The sequence below is a fragment of the Candidatus Oscillochloris fontis genome, assembly GCF_004138135.1.
Taxonomy (GTDB): Bacteria; Chloroflexota; Chloroflexia; order Chloroflexales; family Chloroflexaceae; genus Oscillochloris; species Oscillochloris fontis.
The window spans coordinates 31,963-54,553 of sequence record NZ_RYFD01000029.1; the positions used below are offsets into that span (position 1 = coordinate 31,963).

At 57.8% G+C, this 22,591-nt stretch carries 41 protein-coding genes; all 41 read right to left on the minus strand.

Annotated elements, in window-relative coordinates; all coding sequences use genetic code 11:
* Nucleotides 1-326 precede the first annotated feature (326 nt).
* Nucleotides 327-1,265: an ACP S-malonyltransferase gene (fabD, locus tag EKD03_RS11830; RefSeq protein ID WP_129630842.1), complete on the minus strand. Its 939-nt coding sequence runs from the start codon at nucleotides 1,263-1,265 to the stop codon at nucleotides 327-329.
* 146 nt (nucleotides 1,266-1,411) lie between these two features.
* Nucleotides 1,412-2,416, minus strand: a complete 1,005-nt coding sequence (locus EKD03_RS11835) for a beta-ketoacyl-ACP synthase III (RefSeq protein WP_129630844.1) — start codon at nucleotides 2,414-2,416, stop codon at nucleotides 1,412-1,414.
* A gap of 97 nt (nucleotides 2,417-2,513) precedes the next feature.
* Entirely contained in the window at nucleotides 2,514-2,714 is a 201-nt protein-coding gene (rpmF, locus tag EKD03_RS11840; protein ID WP_129630846.1) for a 50S ribosomal protein L32, read from the minus strand.
* Nucleotides 2,715-2,732: 18 nt separating this feature from the next.
* Nucleotides 2,733-3,269 carry a YceD family protein gene (locus tag EKD03_RS11845; RefSeq protein WP_129630848.1) on the minus strand — a complete coding sequence of 179 codons (537 nt, stop codon included), beginning with the start codon at nucleotides 3,267-3,269 and terminating at the stop codon, nucleotides 2,733-2,735.
* 66 nt (nucleotides 3,270-3,335) lie between these two features.
* The gene (locus EKD03_RS11850; RefSeq protein ID WP_129630850.1) at nucleotides 3,336-3,773 is read right to left on the minus strand and encodes a hypothetical protein; all 438 of its coding nucleotides are present in this window, start codon (nucleotides 3,771-3,773) and stop codon (nucleotides 3,336-3,338) included.
* On the minus strand, nucleotides 3,773-4,258 hold the full coding sequence (gene coaD / locus EKD03_RS11855; protein ID WP_129630852.1) for a pantetheine-phosphate adenylyltransferase: 486 nt from the start codon (nucleotides 4,256-4,258) through the stop codon (nucleotides 3,773-3,775). Before coaD ends, EKD03_RS11850 begins: the two co-directional genes overlap by 1 nt.
* Before the next feature lie 36 nt (nucleotides 4,259-4,294).
* Nucleotides 4,295-4,852, minus strand: a complete 558-nt coding sequence (gene rsmD / locus EKD03_RS11860; protein WP_129630854.1) for a 16S rRNA (guanine(966)-N(2))-methyltransferase RsmD — start codon at nucleotides 4,850-4,852, stop codon at nucleotides 4,295-4,297.
* Nucleotides 4,853-4,921: 69 nt separating this feature from the next.
* Nucleotides 4,922-5,320, minus strand: coding sequence for a 30S ribosomal protein S9 (gene rpsI, locus EKD03_RS11865; protein WP_129630856.1), 399 nt, complete (start codon nucleotides 5,318-5,320; stop codon nucleotides 4,922-4,924).
* A gap of 55 nt (nucleotides 5,321-5,375) precedes the next feature.
* Nucleotides 5,376-5,807 carry a 50S ribosomal protein L13 gene (rplM, locus tag EKD03_RS11870; protein WP_129630858.1) on the minus strand — a complete coding sequence of 144 codons (432 nt, stop codon included), beginning with the start codon at nucleotides 5,805-5,807 and terminating at the stop codon, nucleotides 5,376-5,378.
* Between the two features lie 99 nt (nucleotides 5,808-5,906).
* On the minus strand, nucleotides 5,907-6,695 hold the full coding sequence (gene truA, locus EKD03_RS11875; RefSeq protein WP_129630860.1) for a tRNA pseudouridine(38-40) synthase TruA: 789 nt from the start codon (nucleotides 6,693-6,695) through the stop codon (nucleotides 5,907-5,909).
* A gap of 1 nt (nucleotide 6,696) precedes the next feature.
* Nucleotides 6,697-7,047 carry a 50S ribosomal protein L17 gene (gene rplQ, locus EKD03_RS11880; protein ID WP_129630862.1) on the minus strand — a complete coding sequence of 117 codons (351 nt, stop codon included), beginning with the start codon at nucleotides 7,045-7,047 and terminating at the stop codon, nucleotides 6,697-6,699.
* A gap of 60 nt (nucleotides 7,048-7,107) precedes the next feature.
* Nucleotides 7,108-8,100 carry a DNA-directed RNA polymerase subunit alpha gene (locus EKD03_RS11885; RefSeq protein WP_129630864.1) on the minus strand — a complete coding sequence of 331 codons (993 nt, stop codon included), beginning with the start codon at nucleotides 8,098-8,100 and terminating at the stop codon, nucleotides 7,108-7,110.
* 97 nt (nucleotides 8,101-8,197) lie between these two features.
* Nucleotides 8,198-8,818, minus strand: coding sequence for a 30S ribosomal protein S4 (gene rpsD, locus EKD03_RS11890; RefSeq protein WP_129630866.1), 621 nt, complete (start codon nucleotides 8,816-8,818; stop codon nucleotides 8,198-8,200).
* A gap of 196 nt (nucleotides 8,819-9,014) precedes the next feature.
* Nucleotides 9,015-9,425, minus strand: a complete 411-nt coding sequence (gene rpsK / locus EKD03_RS11895) for a 30S ribosomal protein S11 (RefSeq protein WP_129630867.1) — start codon at nucleotides 9,423-9,425, stop codon at nucleotides 9,015-9,017.
* 75 nt (nucleotides 9,426-9,500) lie between these two features.
* Nucleotides 9,501-9,881 (minus strand): 30S ribosomal protein S13, encoded by a 381-nt coding sequence (gene rpsM, locus EKD03_RS11900; RefSeq protein ID WP_006560734.1) that lies wholly within the window; start codon nucleotides 9,879-9,881, stop codon nucleotides 9,501-9,503.
* Nucleotides 9,882-9,982: 101 nt separating this feature from the next.
* Nucleotides 9,983-10,099, minus strand: coding sequence for a 50S ribosomal protein L36 (gene rpmJ, locus EKD03_RS11905; protein ID WP_083778546.1), 117 nt, complete (start codon nucleotides 10,097-10,099; stop codon nucleotides 9,983-9,985).
* 79 nt (nucleotides 10,100-10,178) lie between these two features.
* Nucleotides 10,179-10,400 carry a translation initiation factor IF-1 gene (gene infA, locus EKD03_RS11910; RefSeq protein WP_044199231.1) on the minus strand — a complete coding sequence of 74 codons (222 nt, stop codon included), beginning with the start codon at nucleotides 10,398-10,400 and terminating at the stop codon, nucleotides 10,179-10,181.
* A 1-nt stretch (nucleotide 10,401) separates the two neighbouring features.
* Nucleotides 10,402-11,079, minus strand: coding sequence for an adenylate kinase (locus EKD03_RS11915; RefSeq protein ID WP_129630868.1), 678 nt, complete (start codon nucleotides 11,077-11,079; stop codon nucleotides 10,402-10,404).
* 133 nt (nucleotides 11,080-11,212) lie between these two features.
* On the minus strand, nucleotides 11,213-12,607 hold the full coding sequence (secY, locus tag EKD03_RS11920; protein ID WP_238613501.1) for a preprotein translocase subunit SecY: 1,395 nt from the start codon (nucleotides 12,605-12,607) through the stop codon (nucleotides 11,213-11,215).
* Between the two features lie 45 nt (nucleotides 12,608-12,652).
* Entirely contained in the window at nucleotides 12,653-13,174 is a 522-nt protein-coding gene (gene rplO, locus EKD03_RS11925) for a 50S ribosomal protein L15 (RefSeq protein ID WP_129630869.1), read from the minus strand.
* Nucleotides 13,171-13,368: a 50S ribosomal protein L30 gene (rpmD, locus tag EKD03_RS11930; protein WP_129630870.1), complete on the minus strand. Its 198-nt coding sequence runs from the start codon at nucleotides 13,366-13,368 to the stop codon at nucleotides 13,171-13,173. Before rpmD ends, rplO begins: the two co-directional genes overlap by 4 nt.
* On the minus strand, nucleotides 13,365-13,913 hold the full coding sequence (rpsE, locus tag EKD03_RS11935; RefSeq protein ID WP_129630871.1) for a 30S ribosomal protein S5: 549 nt from the start codon (nucleotides 13,911-13,913) through the stop codon (nucleotides 13,365-13,367). Before rpsE ends, rpmD begins: the two co-directional genes overlap by 4 nt.
* Nucleotides 13,914-13,942: 29 nt before the next feature.
* Nucleotides 13,943-14,308: a 50S ribosomal protein L18 gene (gene rplR / locus EKD03_RS11940; protein WP_129630872.1), complete on the minus strand. Its 366-nt coding sequence runs from the start codon at nucleotides 14,306-14,308 to the stop codon at nucleotides 13,943-13,945.
* Nucleotides 14,309-14,407: 99 nt separating this feature from the next.
* The gene (gene rplF, locus EKD03_RS11945) at nucleotides 14,408-14,971 is read right to left on the minus strand and encodes a 50S ribosomal protein L6 (protein ID WP_129630873.1); all 564 of its coding nucleotides are present in this window, start codon (nucleotides 14,969-14,971) and stop codon (nucleotides 14,408-14,410) included.
* A gap of 18 nt (nucleotides 14,972-14,989) precedes the next feature.
* Nucleotides 14,990-15,388, minus strand: coding sequence for a 30S ribosomal protein S8 (gene rpsH, locus EKD03_RS11950; protein WP_129630875.1), 399 nt, complete (start codon nucleotides 15,386-15,388; stop codon nucleotides 14,990-14,992).
* A 63-nt stretch (nucleotides 15,389-15,451) separates the two neighbouring features.
* Entirely contained in the window at nucleotides 15,452-15,637 is a 186-nt protein-coding gene (locus EKD03_RS11955; RefSeq protein WP_044199244.1) for a type Z 30S ribosomal protein S14, read from the minus strand.
* 52 nt (nucleotides 15,638-15,689) lie between these two features.
* Entirely contained in the window at nucleotides 15,690-16,232 is a 543-nt protein-coding gene (gene rplE, locus EKD03_RS11960; protein ID WP_129630877.1) for a 50S ribosomal protein L5, read from the minus strand.
* Nucleotides 16,233-16,289: 57 nt separating this feature from the next.
* Nucleotides 16,290-16,625, minus strand: a complete 336-nt coding sequence (rplX, locus tag EKD03_RS11965; protein ID WP_129630879.1) for a 50S ribosomal protein L24 — start codon at nucleotides 16,623-16,625, stop codon at nucleotides 16,290-16,292.
* Nucleotides 16,625-16,993: a 50S ribosomal protein L14 gene (gene rplN, locus EKD03_RS11970; RefSeq protein ID WP_006560746.1), complete on the minus strand. Its 369-nt coding sequence runs from the start codon at nucleotides 16,991-16,993 to the stop codon at nucleotides 16,625-16,627. Before rplN ends, rplX begins: the two co-directional genes overlap by 1 nt.
* Before the next feature lie 5 nt (nucleotides 16,994-16,998).
* A complete protein-coding gene (rpsQ, locus tag EKD03_RS11975) occupies nucleotides 16,999-17,265 on the minus strand; it encodes a 30S ribosomal protein S17 (protein ID WP_129630881.1) in 267 nt (88 codons plus the stop codon).
* Between the two features lies 1 nt (nucleotide 17,266).
* Nucleotides 17,267-17,461, minus strand: coding sequence for a 50S ribosomal protein L29 (gene rpmC / locus EKD03_RS11980; RefSeq protein ID WP_129630883.1), 195 nt, complete (start codon nucleotides 17,459-17,461; stop codon nucleotides 17,267-17,269).
* Nucleotides 17,448-17,885 carry a 50S ribosomal protein L16 gene (rplP, locus tag EKD03_RS11985; RefSeq protein ID WP_129630884.1) on the minus strand — a complete coding sequence of 146 codons (438 nt, stop codon included), beginning with the start codon at nucleotides 17,883-17,885 and terminating at the stop codon, nucleotides 17,448-17,450. The genes rpmC and rplP overlap by 14 nt, the downstream gene beginning before the upstream one ends.
* The gene (gene rpsC, locus EKD03_RS11990) at nucleotides 17,872-18,600 is read right to left on the minus strand and encodes a 30S ribosomal protein S3 (protein WP_129630886.1); all 729 of its coding nucleotides are present in this window, start codon (nucleotides 18,598-18,600) and stop codon (nucleotides 17,872-17,874) included. The genes rplP and rpsC overlap by 14 nt, the downstream gene beginning before the upstream one ends.
* A gap of 22 nt (nucleotides 18,601-18,622) precedes the next feature.
* A complete protein-coding gene (rplV, locus tag EKD03_RS11995; RefSeq protein ID WP_129630888.1) occupies nucleotides 18,623-18,964 on the minus strand; it encodes a 50S ribosomal protein L22 in 342 nt (113 codons plus the stop codon).
* 145 nt (nucleotides 18,965-19,109) lie between these two features.
* Complete coding sequence (gene rpsS, locus EKD03_RS12000; protein ID WP_006560751.1) at nucleotides 19,110-19,397, minus strand: 30S ribosomal protein S19; 288 nt, start codon at nucleotides 19,395-19,397, stop codon at nucleotides 19,110-19,112.
* Nucleotides 19,398-19,474: 77 nt separating this feature from the next.
* The gene (gene rplB / locus EKD03_RS12005; protein WP_129630890.1) at nucleotides 19,475-20,302 is read right to left on the minus strand and encodes a 50S ribosomal protein L2; all 828 of its coding nucleotides are present in this window, start codon (nucleotides 20,300-20,302) and stop codon (nucleotides 19,475-19,477) included.
* Nucleotides 20,303-20,356: 54 nt separating this feature from the next.
* Nucleotides 20,357-20,641, minus strand: a complete 285-nt coding sequence (gene rplW / locus EKD03_RS12010; RefSeq protein WP_129630892.1) for a 50S ribosomal protein L23 — start codon at nucleotides 20,639-20,641, stop codon at nucleotides 20,357-20,359.
* Nucleotides 20,642-20,643: 2 nt separating this feature from the next.
* Nucleotides 20,644-21,306, minus strand: coding sequence for a 50S ribosomal protein L4 (gene rplD, locus EKD03_RS12015; protein WP_129630894.1), 663 nt, complete (start codon nucleotides 21,304-21,306; stop codon nucleotides 20,644-20,646).
* Between the two features lie 57 nt (nucleotides 21,307-21,363).
* Nucleotides 21,364-21,993 (minus strand): 50S ribosomal protein L3, encoded by a 630-nt coding sequence (gene rplC / locus EKD03_RS12020; RefSeq protein WP_129630900.1) that lies wholly within the window; start codon nucleotides 21,991-21,993, stop codon nucleotides 21,364-21,366.
* Between the two features lie 132 nt (nucleotides 21,994-22,125).
* Nucleotides 22,126-22,434 carry a 30S ribosomal protein S10 gene (gene rpsJ, locus EKD03_RS12025; RefSeq protein WP_006560756.1) on the minus strand — a complete coding sequence of 103 codons (309 nt, stop codon included), beginning with the start codon at nucleotides 22,432-22,434 and terminating at the stop codon, nucleotides 22,126-22,128.
* An 83-nt stretch (nucleotides 22,435-22,517) separates the two neighbouring features.
* On the minus strand, nucleotides 22,518-22,591 hold a 74-nt coding region (locus tag EKD03_RS12030; RefSeq protein ID WP_153188297.1), incomplete at its 5' end, for an EF-Tu C-terminal domain-related protein.

Sequence of the window (22,591 nt, forward strand, 5' to 3'; positions counted from 1 at the left end):
TACCCAAAGACAAAAGCTGACATAGCACCGTCATACATACTGTCGTCTGACAGGAGAAGACAAAGGTGCTGCATGGAGGGCGGTCGAGGGTCGCAATGGATAAGTAGGCAAAGCAGGGGAACGATATAACAGAGGTATTGAACTCTTGAGGTGCCACTCTTGTACGCTCGGATGACGGACGATGACGGACTTCGGACTTCGAACTTGACCTTCGGAACTCGGACTTCGGACTCGAACGCGAACGGACGTTACGTAAGATCGGACGAAAGAAAGTTAGTAATGACACAGCGGGCCACCGGAGCATATGCCGGTGGCCTCGCTGATTCTTAGAGTTGCGCTACAAACGCCTGGATATCGGCCAAGTTACTTAGTGTAACCAGACGCGCCTGCGGTGCAATCCGCCGCACCAGGCCAGTCAGCACCTTCCCCGGCCCAATCTCCACAAAGGTCGTGCAGCCATGCGTCAGCATCGCCTCAACCGACGCGATCCAACGCACCGGGGCCGTCACCTGAGCCACCACCTCCTGGCGCACCGCCTCGGCACTCCGCAGCACCTCAGCCGTCACATTCGCAATCAGCGGGACTTCCAGGTCGCGCACATCCGCATGCGCAATCTCGTGGGCCATGCCCTCTGCCGCCGCCTGCATCAACGGCGAATGGAAGGCGGCACTCACCTTTAAGCCGAGCACCCGCTTGGCCCCGCACTCCTTGGCGATCTGCCCCGCCTCGGCCACCGCCGCCGCACTGCCACTGATCACCAGTTGGTCGGGGGCGTTGTAGTTGGCGATTACCACTGTCTCCCCATGATCGCCACGACGCACCTGCTGACAGATCTGCTCCAGATCGGGTTGCGCGAGGCCAATCACCGCCGCCATACTGCCCTCGTGGGCCGCCGCCATCAACTCGCCGCGCCGCCGCACCAACCGCAGCGCCGTGGCAAAATCGAGCGCCCCACCTGCCACCAACGCCGAGTATTCCCCCAGGCTGTGCCCCGCCACCGCCAACGGGCGCACCAAGGCCGTACCACCGATCTCCTCCAACACCCGCACCAGTGCCGTACTCACCGTTAGCAACGCCGGTTGCGCATTCTCCGTCGCCGTCAACGCCGTCTCTGGCCCCTCAAAGCAGAGGTGTGAGAGCGAAAACCCCAACACCTCATCGGCCTGATCAAAGACCGCCCGCGCCGTCGGAGAGTGTACGTAGAGATCATGGCCCATGCCGACCGCCTGCGAGCCCTGGCCTGGAAATACCCACGCAGCGTTCATGTCAGATCCTTTGACGATACGTAGCTGTTCACATTTTCCCTAGCATCCTGGTTTTGACGCAAAGACGCCAAGGCGCAAAGTATTCAAGATAGCCCCTCATCAAAACCTTTGCGTCTTTGCGCCTTGGCGTCAATATGAGGATTCTGTCAGGCAGCACTCCGCCCCCAGCGGATCACCACCGACCCCCAGGTCAACCCACCACCAAAGGCGGTCAACAACACATAGTCGCCATCCTTGATCCGCCCCTGTTCCACCGCCTCGTAGAGCGCAATCGGCACCGAAGCCGCCGAGGTATTGCCGTAGCGATCCAGGTTGACCATCACTCGTTCCATGGGGATGGCGAGGCGCTTCGCAACCGCTTCAATGATGCGCGCATTGGCTTGATGCGGGACAACTAGGCTTATGTCATTCAGGCTCAACCCGGCGTCAGCCACCGCCTGAAGAGACGACTCGCTCATGTCGCGCACCGCATTTTTGAAGATCTCGCGCCCATGCATAAAGACGTACTGCTTACCCTGCGCCAACAATTCAGGTGTGGCCGGCATGCGCGTTCCGCCCGCCTCAACCGCCATCATCGCCTCGCCCTCACCGGCAGCCCCAATGCGCGCACTCAGTAACCCCACCCGCTCCTCAGTCGCCTGCAACACCACCGCACCCGCACCATCGCCAAACAGCACACAGGTATTGCGGTCGTTCCAGTCAATAAAGTGCGTAAAGATGTCCGCAGCGATGAGTAAGAGGTTACGACTCACCCCGCTCTGGATCATGCTGGTTGCGACCGTCATGCCATAAACAAAGCCACTGCATGCCGCCACCAGATCAAAGGCCGGGGCACGGGTAATCCCCAAGTTAGTCTGCACCACACACGCCGTCCCCGGAAAGACCCGGTCGGGCGTACAGGTCGCCAGGATCACCATATCAATATCGGTCGCGACCAGACCAGCGCGTTCAATCGCCTCGATCCCGGCCGCCGTTGCCAAGACCGAGGTATACTCATCGGGCGCAGCGACCCGGCGTTCAGTAATCCCCGTGCGGGTGCGAATCCACTCATCGGAGGTATCAATCCGCTGAGCCAGATCATCATTCGTCACCACCTGACGCGGGACGGCCATCCCCCAACCAATCACTGCCGCATAGCGTGAATTACTCACCCTGGCTGCCTTTCTCTCTACACAAAAGGCGACCGGCGCGGTGAGAACACCGTCCGGTCGCCCCTCGCCGCCGCACCACCATCAGTGCGCTCGATGTTTAGCGATTATCGGCAGCTTCGCCTGCCACCGCAATCACCTGACGGCCCTTGTAGGTACCGCAGGTCTTACAGGCGAAGTGCGCGCGCATCAGGCTCCCACACTGTGGGCAGATCACCAGCGTCGGCGCGGTGAGGGCCAAATGCTGGCGACGATTGCCACGGCGGTGGCGCGACACTTTTCGTTTCGGTAGTGCACCCATGATTGTCTCAACTCCTCGTTACTTGTTCTTCTGTTGGGCGGCCCAAGCCTTTAACGCCTCGAACCGGCTATCCACTATCTCATCAGTCGCTTCGTCCCCGATACCCTCTGAGTGTACCGTGTAGCGTACTGGTTGATCTCGGTACGCTGGGCTAACCGGACTGATCGGCAGTTCCAGCAGCGTATAATCGCGCAATGCTTCACCAATGTCGGCCATGTGCAATTCATTCAACAGGTACGGATCGTCTTCCATTGGTTCTGGAACGCCCGCACCCGTCATTACATCAACGACAGAGTGAAACTGGTCGCTAAAGTCCAATTCAACCGCATGATCGAACGGCTCAAGCGAGCGCACACAGATCAACTCGACCGTCCCGCGTGCCCGTACTTGGGCATAGACCCCGGTTGCTGTGCGGGTAAAACGAACCTCACCACTGATGTCACGCAATACGAGTTGATCATCGAGCGGGAGTTTTGCCTCGCTAAAGGTGTAATCCCGGCGCCCGCCAATCATTTCGCGCAAGAGTTGCGCAACATTAAATTTAATGGTTGACATGTCGGTGTGCGGCGCTCATTCTATGCGCTCCAAACGCCGCATTATAGGCCAGGGGCCTAACGGTTGTCAAGCGTGCTTTGGGCTAGGATGATCACTACCCAAGGTCGAGAGACCATTCCGCACACTCGTCACCAATTTGGTTAGCCGATCATCGAGATCTTCGAGTACCTGACGCGCATACTCATCCGCACCCGCCCGTACCTGCGCTGCTTCCTGTTCCGCATGCTGCAACAAGCGGGTACGTTCCGCATTGATCGCCTCAAGCAAGCCGCGCTCATCCAACACCTGCTTAACCCGCGCCTCAGCCTCAGCGATCAGCCGCTCCTGCTCCTGGATGATCCGGCGAGCGCGTTTCTGCTCCTCTGGAATGGCCACCCGCATACGGTCGAGGATGTCCAGAATACGCTCCTCATCCACCAGCAACCGCCCAATGAAGAGCATCCGCCGACCATCCGCCAGCGCATCCTCTATCTCATCGATCAAGTCGTCCAGTTCGATGGCCATCACCCTCCTCGCGAGAACTTCTCACGCAGTGCCGCAATCACGTGTGGTGGCGCAAAATCTACCGGTTCACGCCCCAGCGCAGCCATCTCACGCACGGCACTGGAACTGACATGCCCATAGTGACGACCAGCGGCCAGCAAGACGACCTCAATCGAATCATCGAGGGCTTGGTTGATCTGGGCCATCTGATACTCAGCTTCAAAGTCGCTAACCGTGCGCAGCCCCCGTACCAGCGCACACGCCCCTACTGAACGTGCAAAATCAACGGTGAGCGTATGGTAAGGCATCGCCTCGATCTCTGCGATCTGCGCAGTCGCTTCGCGCAAAAGCTCTAGCCGCTCCTCGGTGCTGAAGAGCAGATTCTTTTGCGGACGATCAAAGACCGCCATAATCACACGATCAAAGATACGAGTGGCCCGCCGGGCAATATCCAGATGAGCCAGCGTGACCGGATCAAAGCTGCCGGGATAGACTGCAATGCGCATAGATGGTATCTCTGGGATAAGCGATGTTGCCCTACCCTACTCGGCATCAATCTCATAGATCGAAAAGCACGCATCGCCCAGACGACGAAACTTGATCCGAGTCAGATGCGGGTACGCATCAGCCAGTGTCACCCGCGCCGAGTGCCCAACCACCAAGAGTGTCCCCGGATGCCCAAGCTGGAAGCTACCTACATTATTGATCGTCTGTTCAATCTGCGGATCGGCATAGGGTGGATCCATCACTATTATATCATAGTGACCAACGCCGCGTTGGCTCTGGATAAACCGATCCACCGGTAGGCAATGCACCTTACCGAGTGCATCAAGTTTGGTATGCCGCAGGTTCTCATTGATGATCGCACACACATGGGCATTCTGCTCGACAAAATCAGCCGCGCTGGCCCCGCGTGAAAGGCACTCGATCCCCAACGAGCCAGTGCCAGCATAGAGATCAAGCACCCGACCACGGATACGCCCATAGCCCTCTAAGATCGAGAAGAGTGACCCCTTGACCTTATCGAGCATCGGGCGAGTTCCCATGCCCTTGGGTGCCTTGAGGGTATGGCCTTTGGCTTTACCGGTAATGACACGCATAGCAGTAGGGGGGAGAAGAAAGAGGTTCGGGGGCCAATGGCCCCCGATTTCCAACACAAAACCGAACGCTTAACGCTTGGTGTACTGTGGTGCCTTACGCGCACGCTTGAGGCCCACCTTCTTGCGTTCCTTCATACGTGGATCGCGTGTCAGGAACCCGGCCTTCTTGAGCACCGCCCGCAACTCAGTGTCCATATCCAGCAGCGCCCGCGCCACACCGTGGCGTACCGCCCCGGCCTGGCTGGCCACGCCACCGCCACACACCTTGACCAGCACATTGAAGCTGCTCAAGTTGTTGGTCAGCGAGAGCGGCGAACGAATATCGCGCTGCAACACATCCCGCGCCCCGAAATAATCCTCCGGAGTGCGACCATTAACCACGAACTCCCCATTACCAGGGAAGAGACGCACCCGTGCGACTGACGTCTTGCGCCGCCCGGTGCCCTGGTAGTAGCGCTTTGCTTCCATCGAAAACTCTCCTTCGTATGACTGGGTTCGTCGCGAGAGCGACCATCACCCCTGTTTAGCGCGGTGTCCAGACCTTCGGCTGCTGGGCGGCATGTGGGTGCTTCGCGCCAGCATAGATGCGCAACTTGCCCATCAGGTGGCGGCCCATACGGTTCTTGGGGAGCATCCCCTTGACCGCGATCCGCAGGATGCGATCAGGATGCTTAGCGAGCATCATCTTGTACGGTGTGGCCTTAATCCCGCCCGGATATCCACTGTGGCGGTAGTAGACCTTCTGGTCGGCCTTGCGGCCCATGATCTTAATCTTCTCGGCATTGATGACGACCACAAAGTCGCCACCATCGAGCGAAGGCGTGAAGGTCGGCTTATGCTTGCCGCGCAAGAGAGTCGCGATCTGGGTGGCTAGCCGACCAAGGACTTGGTTATCGGCATCAACCAACAGCCAATCGCGCTGTACTTCGGAAGGTTTCTGGTGGTAGGTCTTCACAGCTACTATCCTTATGTGTGTCTGGTTGTCGGCCGCGCCGCGCCACGGCCCAACCGACCTCAAAAATGTATCGTGCTCAACAACGCAGCATCGTCCGGGTTATTCTGGCGTCGCTCCATCATCCCATCGCAACAGACCGGGCGGGTAGCCAACTGATACGAGGGTAAGCCCGTGGGGTACCGCCGTTGGCCCAGCAGCCTTACGGTCACGGCCCTCCAAAATGGACTGAAAGCCATCTGGGGTAATCTTACCGCGCCCAACTAACACCACTGTCCCAACGATCACCCGCACCATATGTTGTAAAAACGCATTCGCCGCGAGGTCAATTGCCATCAGATGGCGGTCAAACATCGTCACCGGATGCAAACGGGCGGTGTAACATGTCCGCACCGTAGAGCGCTGCTCAGGGACAAGGGCCGTAAAGGCTGCAAAATCGTGGGTTCCCTCCAGGCGCACCAGCGCCTCCGCCATAGCCGCCTGATCCAATTGCTGCTCAACAAACCAGACATAGTTGCGTAGGTGTGGTAACCAAGCCGCATTGTTATCAATCAGGTAGCGATACGAACGGCGATGAGCCGAGTGGCGAGCATGAAAATCGTCATTGACCTCAGCAACCGCCTGGATCGCCACATCGGGCGGAAGTTTCGCATTCATCCCGCGCAGGATAGTCCGGCGCGAGTGCCGAGTTTCGGTGCGAATATTGGCTACTTGGCCAATCGCATGAACCCCGGCATCGGTACGGCCAGCGAGATTCACCCGCCGACGTTCCTGGGTCAATCCCTCCCACGCCTGCTCCAGAGCCTCTTGCACCGAGCGACCCTGGTTTTGATACTGCGACCCGATAAAATCGGTACCGTCGTATGCGAGGCGTAGGGCGATATTACGCACGTTAGACCAACTCGATCAGCGCCATTTCGGCACCGTCACCCATGCGCGGGCCAATCTTGGTGATACGGGTATAGCCACCATTACGCCCAGAGTACTCCTGGGGAGCAAAGGTGAAGAGCTTGCGCATGGCATCCTTGCTATTCAGCTTGGAGAGCGCCATACGGCGCGCATGCGGCGTATCTACACGGGCGATGGTGATCAACTTCTCGATCTCCGGCTGAACCGCCTTCGCCTTGGCCAACGTGGTGCGGATACGACGATGATCGATCAGAGCGACCATCAGGTTGCGGTAGAGGGCTTTGCGGTGCTCGTAGGAGCGTCCCAGCAATTTCCCTGCGTGTCGGTGTCGCATTATCTCTATCCTTATCGGCTCAGGCACGCGGGATGCCTGAGCCAGTTATTATAGGTCTGCCTATTCAGCTTCGGCTGGCTCGATAACTGCCGCGTCAGCCTCACTCAACGAACCACTCCCCGACTGCTGAGCGATATAGCCACGCTCCACCAGCCGGTCGCGGATCTCCTCCATAGACTTCTGCCCCAGATTACGCACCGAGAGCAGCGCCTTCTCGTCCATCTGCAACACTTGGCCAACCTTGGTAATGTCGGCGCGCTTGAGGCAGTTGTAGGTACGAGTCGAGAGATCCAGATCCTCAATCGGCGTATCATAGATATCCGACGGGATGGCCAGACCACTCGGTGCGGGCAACTCCTCCTCTTCAACCGCCAAGCGGTTGAAGTCGGCGATAGTCTGGCTATACTGCACCAACACCTGGGCCGCGTGGCTGAGCGCATCACCCGGCTTCACCGTTCCGTCCGTCCAGATCTCGATGAGCAGACGGTCAAAGTCGGTGGCTTGGCCGATACGGGTATTCTCAACCACATAGTTGACCCGTGGCACCGGCGTGAAGATCGCATCAACTGGGATCTCACCAATCGGCAAGACATCGCGCTGATCAGCAGAGACATAGCCACGGCCACGCTCTACCGTCATCTCGATCTCCAACCGCGCAATCTCCGAATCGAGCGTACAGATGTAGTGGTTCGGATTGACCAACTCGATGTTACTCGGAACATCAATGTCCTTGGCCGTGACGATACCTGGGCCACGCTTGGTGAGCAGCACCTTAACGGGGCGCTCGGCATACGAGCGCAGGCGCACGCCCTTAATGTTCAGCACAATCTCGGTAACGTCTTCTTTTACGCCCTCAATCGTTGAGAACTCATGGAACACACCATCAATCTTGATCTTGGTGATCGCTGAACCAGGAATGGACGAGATCAGCACGCGACGCAGCGCGTTGCCAAGCGTATGCCCGTACCCCGGATCGAGCGGCTCGATCTTGAAGCGTCCATAATTCTCAGCCGCCTGCACAACCTCAATCTTGGGCATGGCGATATCAAGCACGGGTAGCCTCCTTAAAGCCTTGAAGATCTCAGATGACAAACGGCAGGTTGTCGAACGCCACCATCGACCATCTGCAATCGACCATCATCAGAAGCTCTTACCGGCTGTAGAACTCGACGATGAGCTGCTCGTTGATCCCAGCCTCAGCATCCTCACGGCGGGGCAGCGCAATCACCGTTCCAGAGAGATCTGCACCATCGAGGCGCAGCCAGTCTGGTGCCCGATACTTGTTCAGGTCACCGCTGTCAACCAGGTTCTTAAAATAGGCCCGCCGCCGACTCTCCGGGCGAACCGAAATCACCTGGCCGATCTTGAGGGTGAAGGAAGGAATATTGGTCTTGCGGCCATCAACCATGATATGGCCATGGGTGACGAGCTGGCGCGCCTGGGCGCGGGTCGTCGCCATACCGAGGCGATAGACGACATTATCCAGGCGACGCTCCAGCAAGCTCAGCAGATACTCGCCGGTCACCCCGCTACGGCGGGCGGCCTGCTCAAAGATCCGCCGGAACTGCCGCTCCAGCACGCCATAGATAAACTTTGCCTTCTGCTTCTCCATCAACTGGAGACCATAATCAGAGACCTGGCGGCGCCGCGCATTCGGGCCATGCTGTCCAGGTGGATACGAGCGCTTATTGAGAATGCGCTGCCCCTTCTCGGTGATACCGATACCAAGGCGGCGGCTAACTTTCCCGACGGGGCCATGATAACGCGCCATACTACATCTGCCTCCACATAGGTGCGGTGGGTTCGCCCCACCAACAATGAACTCACTCTAGCTGTGGGATGGGCGCTTGTGCGGCGGAATAATCATCCGCAGCGACTATCGTGGTGGGCGCCCGGGGCACTGCCCTGCGGTTCCATTCCACAATCGTCCCAACAGCTCCAACATCAACAACGACGCACTCCAACCCTTACACGCGGCGGCGCTTGGGCGGGCGGCAACCATTGTGCGGAATGGGCGTCACATCGGTGATTGACGTCACCTGTAGCCCTGCAGCCTGAAGCGAACGAATCGCCGCCTCACGACCTGAACCGGGCCCCTTCACAAATACCTCAATCGCACGCATGCCATTCTCCATCGCCTTGCGCGCCGCGCTATCGGCGGTGATCTGAGCGGCATACGGGGTGCTCTTGCGCGAACCCTTAAACCCACCCTGACCGGCGCTGGCCCAGCAGACCACTGCGCCCGACGGATCGGTAATCGTTACGATGGTGTTGTTGAAGGTGCTCAACACATGAGCCTGACCACGCGGAATGTTCTTGCGCTCACGGCGCCGACCACGCTGCCGGGTTGCGGTTGCCTTCTGACCTTTCGGGGGCATAGATCTCTCCTTAACACACAACGGGCACAGGCAGGCACACTCTGCCCACCTGTGCATCAAACCGCTGTTGGTACGTTACTTCTTGGTCTTCTTCTTGATCCCAATTGCCTGACCCTTACGACCACGGCGGGTGCGGGCATTGGTGCGGGTACGCTGGCCACGCACGGGCATACCCCGGCGGTGGCGCAGGCCACGGTAGCAGCCGATGTCCATCAGCCGCTTGATGTTCAACTGCACCTCACGGCGCAGATCACCCTCGACCCGGTACTCACGATCAACGATCTCACGAATACGTCCGACTTCTTCCTCGGTCAGATCGCGTACCCGCGTCTCCGGGTTGACATTGGCCTTACGTAGTACGTCCAGGCCATTCGAGGGTCCGATTCCAAAGATGTAGCGAATCGAGATCTCGATCTTTTTGTTGCGGGGAATATCTACCCCAGCGATACGTGCCATGAACTTCCTCGTACTAAAACGATCTCAGCAACGCACTCCAACCATTCCGACCCTGCATTGCAACAGTCGGGCCTGGAGCGCCAACTGCCGTATGCTGCCAACTAGCCCTGCCGCTGCTTGTGCTTGGGTGTGCGCGAGCAAATCACGCGAATGATACCCTTACGCTTGATTACCTTACAGTACTCGCAGCGCGGCTTTACTGAAGCTCGAACCTTCACAATCAACCTCCCCTCACAGTGGCACACAATGTCCCACCGCATGCTGTCTGGTCAATCCAGCATGTGCCTTTGAACAGCGCTACTTGTAGCGGTAGGTAATCCGACCACGAGTCAGATCATAGGGCGAGAGCTCGACCAATACCCGGTCGCCCTTCAAAATACGAATATAGTTCATCCGCATCTTGCCTGAGATATGGGCCAAGACTTCATGCCCATTCTCTAGTTCGACACGAAACATTGCATTCGGCAGTGGTTCCGTGATCGTACCTTCCATCTCGATCACGTCCTTCTTTTTCGACATATCACTCCTTCGGTGGTGCCGTTAGCTCAGGATTGATATTCAGAGCTAGGAGCATTGCATCAGCGACCAAAGAGATTTCGCGCTGCCCGTCAATCTCGTGCAGCAATCCTTGGTGCTTGTAGTAATCAATCAGCGGTGCGGTCTGAGTAAAGTAGACATCCAGACGGTTCTGAGCCGTCTCGAGCGAGTCGTCACTGCGCTGATAGAGCTTACCGGTGCATGCATCACAAATTCCCGGCCGATGGGACGGGAAGTAATAGATATTATATGTAGCCCCGCAGGTTTTGCAAGTCTGGCGACCAGCAATCCGGCGCAGCAGCACATCCTGCGGCACAAAGAGGTACAGCACGGCATCAATCGTGCTCCCATGCTTGGACAACGCCTGCTCCAGCGCGGTCGCCTGTTCCAACGTGCGCGGAAAACCGTCGAAGATGACCCCATTGGCGCAATCCGGCTGCGCAATGCGCTCCAGAATCATGCCAATCACGACCTCATCGGGAACAAGCTCACCACGATCCATATAGGACTTCGCCAACAAGCCCAACTCGGTCCCTTCACTCAGAGCTGCACGAAAGAGATCACCACTTGCGACATGGCTCAGAGAAGTACGCTCAGAAAGGGTCTTTGCCTGGGTTCCCTTACCAGCACCAGGCGGTCCAAGCAGAATAACATTGGTCATGATCGATGCCTCGTGTATCAAAACCGCATTGGTTCGCGTGTTTTGCCCGCTGTTACCACAATTCAGCGCCTGTCACCACCATGCAGTGCCAAGACTGCTTACTATACCACTAAATCGCCATCCCGGTAACGGCCTAGCGAGTCAAGAAGCCCTCATAATCGCGCATGATCAGTTGGGATTCAAGTTGGCGCATCGTATCAATCGCCACACCCACCACAATCAGCAGCGCCGTACTTCCTAAGCCAAGCTGCACCCCGGTAATGCTCTGGGTCAGGAAGGGCAAAATAGCCACCAGACCCAAGAAGAGTGCCCCCACCAACGTGATCCGATTCAGAATGCGCCCCAGGTACTCCTCAGTCTTCTTACCGGGACGAATCCCTGGAATGAAGCCGCCATTGCGCTGGAGACTATCGGGGATATCCTGTTGGCTGAAGAGCACAATGGTATAGAAGTAGGTAAAGCCGACCGTGAGCAGGAAGAGTAGGATCATATAGACAACCCCACCACTCTGGCCGGTCGGATTAAAGGTGGTGTAGAAGAAACCAGCAATCGCATTACCGATCCCCTCGACCCCAGGGCGGTAAAACCACGAGGCAATGATCCCAGGGAAGATGATGATGCTCTGAGCGAAGATCAGCGGAATCATCCCCGCCATATTCACCTTGAGCGGAATATTGCTACTCTGACCACCATAGACTTTATTGCCCCGCACACGCTTGGCATACTGCACGGGAATACGGCGCTGCCCCTCTTGGACAAGCACCATGCCAACAATCGTCACCAGCGCAATGATCAGGAAGCCGACCACACCAATAAAGGTGCTCAAACCACCCGCCTGGCTGACCTCGAAGCCCTGAATGATCATACCGGGCAATCGCGAGACGATACCACCGAAGATGATCACCGAGATACCCTGACCAATACCACGCTCATTGATCTGCTCACCCAACCAGACCAGCAACATCGTCCCGGCAACCATCGTGGTGAGAATGGTAAAGGTGGGCAAGAAGTTACTAGCAATGTTAAAGGGCGAACGGAAGAGCGACTGCGCCAGATCGCTGGTTGGATTGACCGTATACTCCAGCGTTTGGGTCTGACCATAGGCTTGCAGATAGGCCAGCGGGATCGTCAACCACATCTGGTAGCGGTTCATCTTGATCCGGCCCTGCTCACCCTCTTTGCTCAACTCTTGGAGCGCCGGGATGAGCGGTTGAAGCAACTGCATAATAATCGAGGCTGTGATGTAGGGATAGACCCCCATCGCCGCCACGGAGAAGTTTTGCAGCGCCCCACCAGCGAAGATATTGAGCAACTGAGCCAACTGGTTGGTGGCCAGTGCATCCTGGAGCTGAGCAAGCGAGGTCGGATTAATATTTGGAACCGGAATATGCGCGATCAGGCGGAAGATCATCAACATCCCCAGTGTGAAGAGGATGCGACGGCGCAGATCTGGCAACTGAATAGCGCGAAGCACAGCTTGGAGCATCGGGATACCCTCTGGATGAGCGACAATAACGGTACTCGCCACGGGCCACACCAGCAACCCGTAGCGAGCACTATTGTATCGGTTGGCTTACGCCTGCGCCTTTTTCTTGGCGTTGCGTCCACCGTAGTTGGGGCCACGCGAGCGCGAATGGCGCTCAACAACCCAGGGCAACTCGACAACCGTACCACCGGCAGCCTCGATCTTCTGGCGAGCACTCGTGGAGAACTTGTGGGCCTTGACCGTCAGGGCCGCACTAATCTCACCATCACCCAAGATCTTGACTGGCATGGTCTTGCGGCGTACCACACGTGCCTCCAGCAGGCTCTCTGGGGTCACCTCAACATCGGCTGGCCACTCGGCCAGATCGCCGACATTGAGCACCTCATAATCCACGCGGAAGATGTTGGTAAAGCCACGCTTGAAGGGCATACGCTTGACCAAACGGTTCTGGCCACCCTCAAAGGTGCGGTAGGGATTGGAGCCAGAACGGGACTTCTGACCCATCATACCCTTACCAGCAGTCTTGCCCTTCCCGGAGCCAGCACCGCGTCCGAGCCGCTTGCTCTTGCTATTTGAGCCTTCGGCGGGTTTCAGATCGTGCAGTTTCATTCCGTCACCTCGTCGGCAATTTCTTCAACCGACACCAGGTGCTTGACCTTAAAGATCATTCCCCGGACAGCCGGGTTATCGGGTTTGATCACCGAGTGGTTCAGCTTGCGCAGACCGAGGGAGAAGACCGTCTCCTTCTGATCCTTTGCATAGCCAATCACACTCTTGGTGTAAGTAATCTTCAGCTTACTCATGCCGCCGCCTCCTGGTCGGTCACCTTATGGCGAGCACGCCGGGCAACCAATTCCTGGGTGGTCATATCACGGCGACGGGCCATCTCGCCGAGCGAGACCAACTCACTCAACGCCTGGTAGGCCGCCTTCACCACGTTGACCGGGTTATTGCTGCCATAGACCTTGGAGAGCAGATCCTTGATCCCGGCTGCTTCAACCACCGGGCGCACACCCCGACCAGCGATAACGCCGGTACCGGGCGCTGCCGGGCGGATCATCACCTTGGTTGCGGAGAACTTGGTCATCACCTCGTGGGGGATGGTCGTATTCACCAAGGGGATGCGAATAATATTCTTCTTGGCAGCCTCGGTTCCCTTACGGATCGCCTCAGGCACCTCAGCAGCCTTACCCATACCGACGCCGACGTGGCCCTTACCATCGCCGACCACCACCACCGTGCTAAAGCTAAAGCGCCGACCGCCCTTGACCACCTTAGAGACGCGATTGATCTGAACAACGCGCTCCTCGAGTTCAAGCGACTCAGCGTTAATACGTTCTCGCTTCACAGTTCCTCCGGAAAGCTGCCCGAGGGGCACTAGAAGTTAAGCCCAGCTTCGCGTGCGGCTTCGGCAAGTGCCTTGATCCGCCCGTGATACTTGAAGCCACCACGGTCGAAGACGACCTTTGTAATCCCGGCCTCAAGCGCACGCTCAGCAACCAACTTCCCGACCAGAGCAGCCTGCTCCGTCTTGGTCATCTTGGTCTCACTGGCTGGCCATGCCTTCTCATTCGTCGAGGCAGCGGCGAGCGTGTGGCCGAGCGTATCATCGATGACCTGGGCGTAGATATGGATATTGCTGCGGAAAATATTCAAACGGGGTCGCTCCTGAGAGCCATTGACCCGTTTACGCAGACGATTATGTCGGCGGATGCGCAGTTCGCGCGGAGATCGCCTTCCCATATATTCCTCATCGTCGCAATAGAGATTATATCCCCTATCGCAAGCACTAATCACAGATTGGCGTGGGTGAGGCTCGTTTGAGCCTCACCCAGTTGCCACCTACTTGGCCTTACCGGCCTTACCAGCCTTGCGGCGGATCTTCTCTTCGAGGTACTTGACACCCTTACCCTTGTAGGGTTCGGGCGGACGCAGGCCACGAATACGTGAAGCCATCTCGCCCACAACCTGCTTATCAATCCCACGCACCAACAGGCTCAGTGGTTCGTTGGCGCTCTTGCGCTCACCAACCACAAACTCGACATCGGCGGGCGGATCGATCCGCACCGGGTGGGAGAAGCCCAACTGGAGCACCAGTGTCTTGCCCTCAAGCTGAGCACGATAACCAACGCCATTGATCTCCAGCGCCCGCTGCCAACCGTCGGTGACACCGACGACCATATTAGAGAGCAGCGTGCGGGTGAGGCCGTGCAGGGAGCGATGCAACTTGCTATCCGAAGGACGGGTTACCGTCAGCGTCTCTGCATCCTGCTCGATGATCATGTCGGGATGGAGCTGCTGGATCAGGGTACCCTTCGGCCCCTTGACCGTAACCAAGTTACCCTGAGCAATCTCCACCTTAATCCCTTTAAGAAGGGTGATAGGTTTCTTACCGATACGCGACATTCGCTTCCTCCGTGCGTGCTACCAGACGTAGCAGAGCACCTCACCGCCCACATGCTCCCGCCAAGCCTCGTGGCCTGCCAGAATACCCTTGGGAGTAGAGAGAATGCTCAGACCAAGGCCGCCACGCACCTGCGGAATCTCATCGTGCTTGGTGTAGATGCGCAGGCCAGGCTTACTTACACGACGCAGGCCAGTGATAGCCGGACGCCGGTCAGACATATACTTCAATGTAATTGCGATCATGCTGAAGGGCTTGCCCTCGATCAGGGTATAGTCCTTGATAAACCCCTCGCGCTTCAGAATATCGGCAATCGCCAGTTTCATCTTCGACGCAGGAATATTCACAGTCACATGCCGCGCCATACAGGCATTGCGGATGCGTGTCAGCATATCGCCGATAGGATCGCTAACGCTCACGGTGTGCCTCCTCACACGTCGGGTGCTGGCAGAGATGCCAGTCGCCCGCAACGTTATGATGTTCTACCAGCTTGACTTCACAACACCCGGAATCAGGCCCTTCAGCGCATTCTCGCGAAAACAGATGCGGCACATGCCAAACTTCCGCATATAGGCGCGAGATCGGCCACACGTCTTACAGCGATGGTACTCGCGCACCTTAAACTTGGCTGGGCGCGACGCCTTCACAACCAATGAGGTCTTTGCCAAGGATGGTTCCTCCTAAACAGCTGGACTAGTTAGCGTTGGCTCCTGGCCCATGCTAATCACGAAATGGCATACCGAGTCGCTTGAGCAGTGAATATGCCTGCTCATCATCGGTAGCGGTGGTCACAATTACCACCTCAAGCCCACGGATCTTGTCGATCTTATCGTAGTCAATATCCGGGAAGACAATCTGCTCACGCAGACCGAGGCTATAGTTGCCGCGCCCGTCGAACGAACTGCGACCCACGCCACGGAAGTCGCGGATACGTGGCAGCGCCAGATTGACCAAACGGTCGAAGAAGTCATACATACGCTCAGAGCGTAGCGTGACCATCGTACCAATCGCCATACCCTCGCGCAACTTAAACGACGCAATGGACTTTTTGGCCTTGGTAATCACCGGCTTCTGGCCGGTAATGGTGGTCAGATCGGCCACCGCAGCATCGAGCGCCTTGGAGTTCTGCACCGCCTCGCCGACGCCAACATTGACGACGATCTTGGTCAGGCGCGGAACCTGCATGACCGACGAGTACTTAAACTCCTGCATCAAAGCAGGAACGATCTCGGACAGATACTTTTCGCGCAGACGAACTATCATGATCTCTCTCCAGGGGCTTGGAGGTGCGCGAAAGTGCATCTCCGGCCCTGAGTATGGTTACTTCTTCTCGATCACCGCGTCACATGCCTTGCAGAAGCGCACCTTACGCGGGTGGCCCTTGTGATTCGTCTCCTCAAGGAAACGGTGCCCGGTGCGCGTAGCATGGCCACAACTAGGGCAGATCAGCATGACGTTCGAGCTATGGAGGGGAGCCTCCATCTCGATAATTCCACCGGGCTTACCGGGACCGCGTGCCTTGAGGTGTCGCTTGACAATATTCTTGCCCTCGACCACCACTCGGTCCATCTTGGGGATCACGCGCTTGATCTTGCCGCGCTGGCCCTTATTCTTGCCCGCGATGATCAGAACCTCATCGCCCGTCTTCACATGCATCAGAGCACCTCCGGTGCCAGCGACACGATACGCATAAACTGCTTCTCGCGCAGCTCACGAGCGACTGGGCCAAAGATGCGCGTGCCGCGAGGGTTATTTTCCTTACCGATGATCACCGCTGCGTTATCATCAAAGCGGATGTGCGACCCATCGGGGCGACCGTACTCTTTGGTGGTGCGCACGATCACCGCACGAACCACTTCACCCTTCTTGACCGAGCCGCCGGGGGCGGCCTGCTTGACCGAAGCGACGATCACATCGCCAACTCGGCCATATCTGACCCGAGAACCACCGAGGACACGGATGCACATAATCTCCTTAGCACCCGTGTTATCAGCAATCTTCAGGCGCGACTGAGGCTGGATCATGGCTCTTACTCCTCACCACGTTGGACGATCTCAATAACCTTCCAACGCTTTGTGCGGCTCAGCGGGCGAGATTCCTCGATCCGCACCAGATCGCCCACCTTACACGTATTTTCTTCGTCATGGGCGTGGAACTTGTTGGTCTTGCGGATAATCTTACGATAGAGCGGATGCGGCTTGAGGTAGTCAACCGCGACCACCACCGTCTTATCCATCTTATCGCTTACCACCCGCCCGACCTTGACGATCTTGCGTGATGTTTGCTGTTCACTCATATTAGATCTCCAGCTCGCGCTCGCGCAGGATCGTCTTAATCCGCGCAACATCCCGCCGCACCTGCGTAAAGCGGGCAGTATTGGTTAGGCGGCCCGTCACCTGCTGGAAGCGCAGATTAAACAGCTCCTCATCGAAGCTCTTGAGCTGGGCACGCAGCTTCTCGTTATCTTGGTTGCGCAGCTCACTCGCCTTCACTGCTCGCCTCCTCAACTTCATCGCGGGTGATAATCTTGCAGGGTACTGGCATCTTCTGTGCGGCGCGGCGCATGGCCTCCATCGCAATTTCTTCGCTGACCCCACCAAGTTCAAACATCACCCGGCCCGGCTTGACAACCGCTACCCAGTGATCAACCGAACCCTTCCCACCACCCATGCGGGTCTCAGCGGGCTTCTGGGTTACTGGCTTATCTGGGAAGATTCGAATCCAGACCTTACCACCACGCTTAATGTAGCCTGTGATGGTACGGCGAGCGGCCTCAATCTGGCGGCTGGTGATCCAGGTCGACTCCAGCGCCATCAGGCCATACTCACCAAAGGCCACTCCACTACCGCGATAGGACAAGCCACGGTTACGACCGCGCTGCTGCTTGCGGTACTTGGTGCGCTTAGGAAGCAGCATTGTCATTCCTCCTCGCCGGGCGCTCGCGGCGCTCGCTGGGGGCGCTAGGGGCGCTTGCCTGCTGCTCAACCGCAGCCTTGGCGAGCTGGTCGGGGAAGACCTCGCCCTTATAGATCCAGACCTTCACCCCGATGCGCCCGTAGGTCGTATGGGCATGCACCTGAGCGTAGTCAATATCCGCACGCAGCGTATGGCGCGGCACACGGCCTTCGCTCTCATTCTGGATACGCGACATCTCAGCCCCGCCGAGACGCCCGGAGCAGCGTACCTTGACACCCAGAGCGCCCAGGCGCATCGCACGCTGAACGGCCTGCTTCATCGCACGCTTGTACGAGACACGCTTGGTGATCTGCTCAGCAATACTCTCGGCCACCAACTGAGCATCGAGCTCTGGCTGATGGATCTCCTGAATGTTGAGCTTGATCTTCTTACCCGTCTTCTGCTCAAGATTGTTCTTTAGCAGATCCACATTGGCCCCACGCTTGCCGATGACAATGCCGGGCTTTGCGGTATAGACCGTCACTTCGATCTTATTGGCCGAGCGCTCGATCTCGATCCGCGAAACGCCCGCATTCTGCAATTCTTTGGCGATCAGCTTGCGCAGCGCCAAATCCTCGTGGAGTTGATCCGTGTAGGTACGCTCGGCAAACCACTTCGACTGCCAGTCTTTAATGTAACCGAGGCGGAAGCCGATCGGATGTACTTTTCGTCCCAAGACAACCTCCTAGTCCTATCGGCTAATAGGTCTGGCCATCGTCCACAATCACGGTGATGTGGGTCGTGGGCTTGCGGATATGGTTGGCCATACCGCGAGCACGCGGCATAAAGCGCTTCAGTACCGGGCCCTGATCGGCGAAGATCTGCGTAATTTTCAGATCAGCCGGATCCATATCGAAATTATGCTCTGCGTTGGCCGCAGCCGACTTAATCGTCCGCGCAACCTCGCGTGCTGCCTTCTGGGGCATGTACTGCAAGGTCGAGAGAGCGCGATCCACTGGCATCCCGCGCACCACGTCCATCACGAGGCGAACCTTGAGCGGCGAGATGCGCACATAGCGGGTTATAGCTTTGACTTCCATTGCCTCACTCGTCTGCGGTTCAGCCGCATCGTTGATAAGATCGTGCGCACGCAAACCCGTACATTGTACCACAATTCGGGTTCTGCGCACGCAACCACTTATGGATGCGAACCAACCGGGTCCAGAGTGATACCCGTGGGCATCACTACTTCATTTTGCCGCGCTTATCGGCCTTCTTGCCCCCATGGCCACGGAAGAAGCGAGTTGGTGCGAACTCACCGAGTTTATGGCCGACCATATTTTCAGTGACATAGACCGGAACGTGGCGGCGACCATCATGGATCGCAATCGTGTGGCCGATCATCTGGGGGAAGATGGTCGAGTCACGCGACCATGTGCGCAGGACACGCTTATCATTGGTGCGATTCATCGCCTCGACACGGTCGAGGAGCCGAATATCAACATACGGCCCCTTTTTGGAAGAGCGAGCCATAGAACCTCCTGGTACCTGATGCCTGATGCTTGATGCCTGGGAGCCATGCAGCTTCACCAAGCATCAAGGCATCAACTTTAGGGCTTGCGTCGGCGCACGATGAAGCGGTCGCTACGCGGATTATGGCGCGTCTTCACACCGCGAGCGGGCTTACCCCACTTGGTCTTGGGGGTGCTCATACCGCGAGGGGCACGCCCCTCACCACCGCCATGGGGATGGTCACGCGGGTTCATCACCGTTCCTCGCACGCGCGGGCGGCGACCGAGCCAGCGCGAACGGCCAGCCTTACCAATGCGCACATTCTGATGATCGACATTGCCAACCTGGCCAATCGTGGCCATGCAGCGGATGTGAATCATACGCATCTCGCCAGAGGGCATACGGATGGTGGCGTAGTCACCTTCCTTCGCCATGAGCTGGGCCGACGTTCCTGCGCTGCGTACCAGCACACCACCGCGCCCGATCTCCAACTCGATGTTGTGGATCTGGGTACCAAGCGGAATGGAGGCCAGCGGCAACGCATTACCGACGCGAATATCGGCATCGGGGCCATTGCTGAGCATGTCGCCCACCTTCAGGCCAACCGGAGCGATAATGTAGCGCTTCTCGCCATCAACATAGGCGAGGAGGGCAATGCGCGCCGAGCGATTGGGATCGTACTCGATGGCTTGCACCTTCGCCGGAATGCCGAGCTTGTTGCGCTTGAAGTCAATGATACGGTAGAAGCGCTTGTGACCACCGCCACGGTGGCGGACCGTGATCCGTCCGGTGTTATTACGACCTGCCTGCTTGCGCAACGGCGCGATCAGACCCGACTCGGGGCGCTTCTTGGTAATATCCTCGAAGGTCGAAACCGACATGTTGCGGCGACCCGCCGAGGTTGGTTTGTATTTGCGAACACCCATCGTGTTGCTCCAGGGGCAGAACATAGACACCAGGGCTATGCCCTCGCGCTATGATTAGCTTTCAAAGATCTCGATGCGGTCGCCGGCGATGAGCGTGACAATCGCCTTCTTCCAATCTCGGGTATAGCCGGACTCGCGACCACGGCGGCGCATCTTGCCACGCACATTGATCGTATTGACCTTGAGTACGGTAACATTGAAGATGCTCTCGACTGCGTGCTTGATTTCGGGCTTGCTCGCGTCGCGTAGCACCTCGAAGCAATACTGATTCGACTCCATGAGGATCGTATTCTTCTCGGTGATCAACGGGCGAACAATAATCTGATGCGGGGTCGGCATCGTTATACCTCCTCGCTCTGCGCAGACGCCGCGCCAGTGGCCAGATAGCTCTCGATGACCGCAATGGCTGCCGTAGGCATCACCACGGTATCGCAGGTCAGCAGATCGCGCACATTGAGGTAGTGGGCGAGCAAGATCTGGACATCCGGCAGGTTGTTGGCCGAAAGCCGGACATTGCCGGTCTGCTCATTCTTCTGGTCAATGACGATCAGCGTCTTACCGCTGAGGGTATGGGCCTTGAGGAAGGCGACCATATCCTTGGTGCGCGGCTTCTCAAGGGTGAGGGCATCAACAAAGCGGATCTGGTTGGCAGCGAGCTTAGCCGAGAGGGCCGAGCGTACCGCCAAGCGGCGCATCTTCTTGGGCATGTTAAGCCGGTACGAGCGCGGGTGCGGACCATGGGCAATACCACCACCCATGCGGTGCGGGGCGCGGACGGAACCCTGACGGGCGCGACCTGTCCCCTTCTGGCGATAGAGCTTCTTGGTGCTCCCCACCACTTCACCACGACCACGGGTATTGTGCGTACCGAGGCGGGCATTGGCACGCTGCATCACCACATACTGGTGCATCACCGGGACATTTGGCTCGATCCCGAAGATTTCATCGCTGAGGGCAATGCTGCCGATTTGCTCGCCGGCCTGATTATAGAGAGTTGCTTCCATTGCTGTTTCCTCTATCCTGCTCCGCGCTGATAATCCAGCACAGAGGAGGCATAGTGGCTAGGCCTTGACGGCGCGGCGGATCTCAAGCAGACCAGTACGAGCGCCAGGAACCGAGCCTTTGACCAGGATCAGGTTCTTTTCGGGCAGCACTTCCACCACTTCCAGATTCTGGATGGTGACGCGCTTGCCACCCATGCGCCCGGCCATCTTCTGGCCCTTCCAGACGCGACCGGGGGTGGTACCGGCACCAATCGAACCCGGCGCACGGTGGCGGTCGCTCTGACCGTGGGTCTTGGGACCACCCCGGAAGCCGTGGCGCTTGACCACACCCGCAAAACCGCGCCCCTTCGAGGTGCCCGAAACATCAATCTTCTGGCCGGGCTTGAAGAGCTCAACATTGATCACCTCACCAGGGGTGTGTTCCTGGGGGTTATCGGCGGGGAACTCGCGCAGGTAGCGCAGCAGCGCATTGGCGGCCTTCAGATGGCCCTGCTGCGGCTTGGTGAGCTTGCGCGGCTCCACCTGCTCGTATCCAATCTGCACCGCAGCGTAACCATCACGCTCAACGGTGCGTACCTGGGTAACGATGCACGGGCCTGCGGCGATGACCGTCACCGGCACCACCTCGCCCTTGTCGCTGAAGACCTGCATCATCCCCAGCTTGCGACCCAACATCCCACTAATCATTACTGCTACCTCCGCAGCTTGCGTCATTGCGCAGCGGCTGCCTTTTGTTATTTGACCAACGACCAACAACACCTGACCAATTGAGCGCCCGGATTGCCGTAGGCCGTCTGCCTTTTATCCTAACCACAATGCTTAGAGCTTGATCTCAATATCTACGCCGGCGGGCAGATTGAGCTTCATCAGCGCATTGATCGTCTGCTGGCTTGGGTCAAGCACGTCGATCAGTCGCTTGTGGGTACGGATCTCGAACTGCTCCTGCGAGTTCTTATCGATGAAGCCGGAACGAATGACGCTATACTTCTCGATTTTGGTCGGTAGGGGCACGGGACCGGCCACGAGGGCACCGGTACGCTCGGCGGCCTCAACGATTTGGCGCGCCGACTGATCCAGAATCTTATGGTCGTATGCCTTGAGGCGGATACGCACCTTCTGCTTTGCCATACTAGACTCCTCAGACGAGGGTAAATGCTGGGGGCAGCGGCCCGACAAACCGACCGCCGCCCCTCAGCCAGGATCGTAAACGATTATTCGACAATCTTGGTGACAACACCCGCGCCGACGGTACGCCCACCCTCACGGATGGCGAAGCGCAGACCCT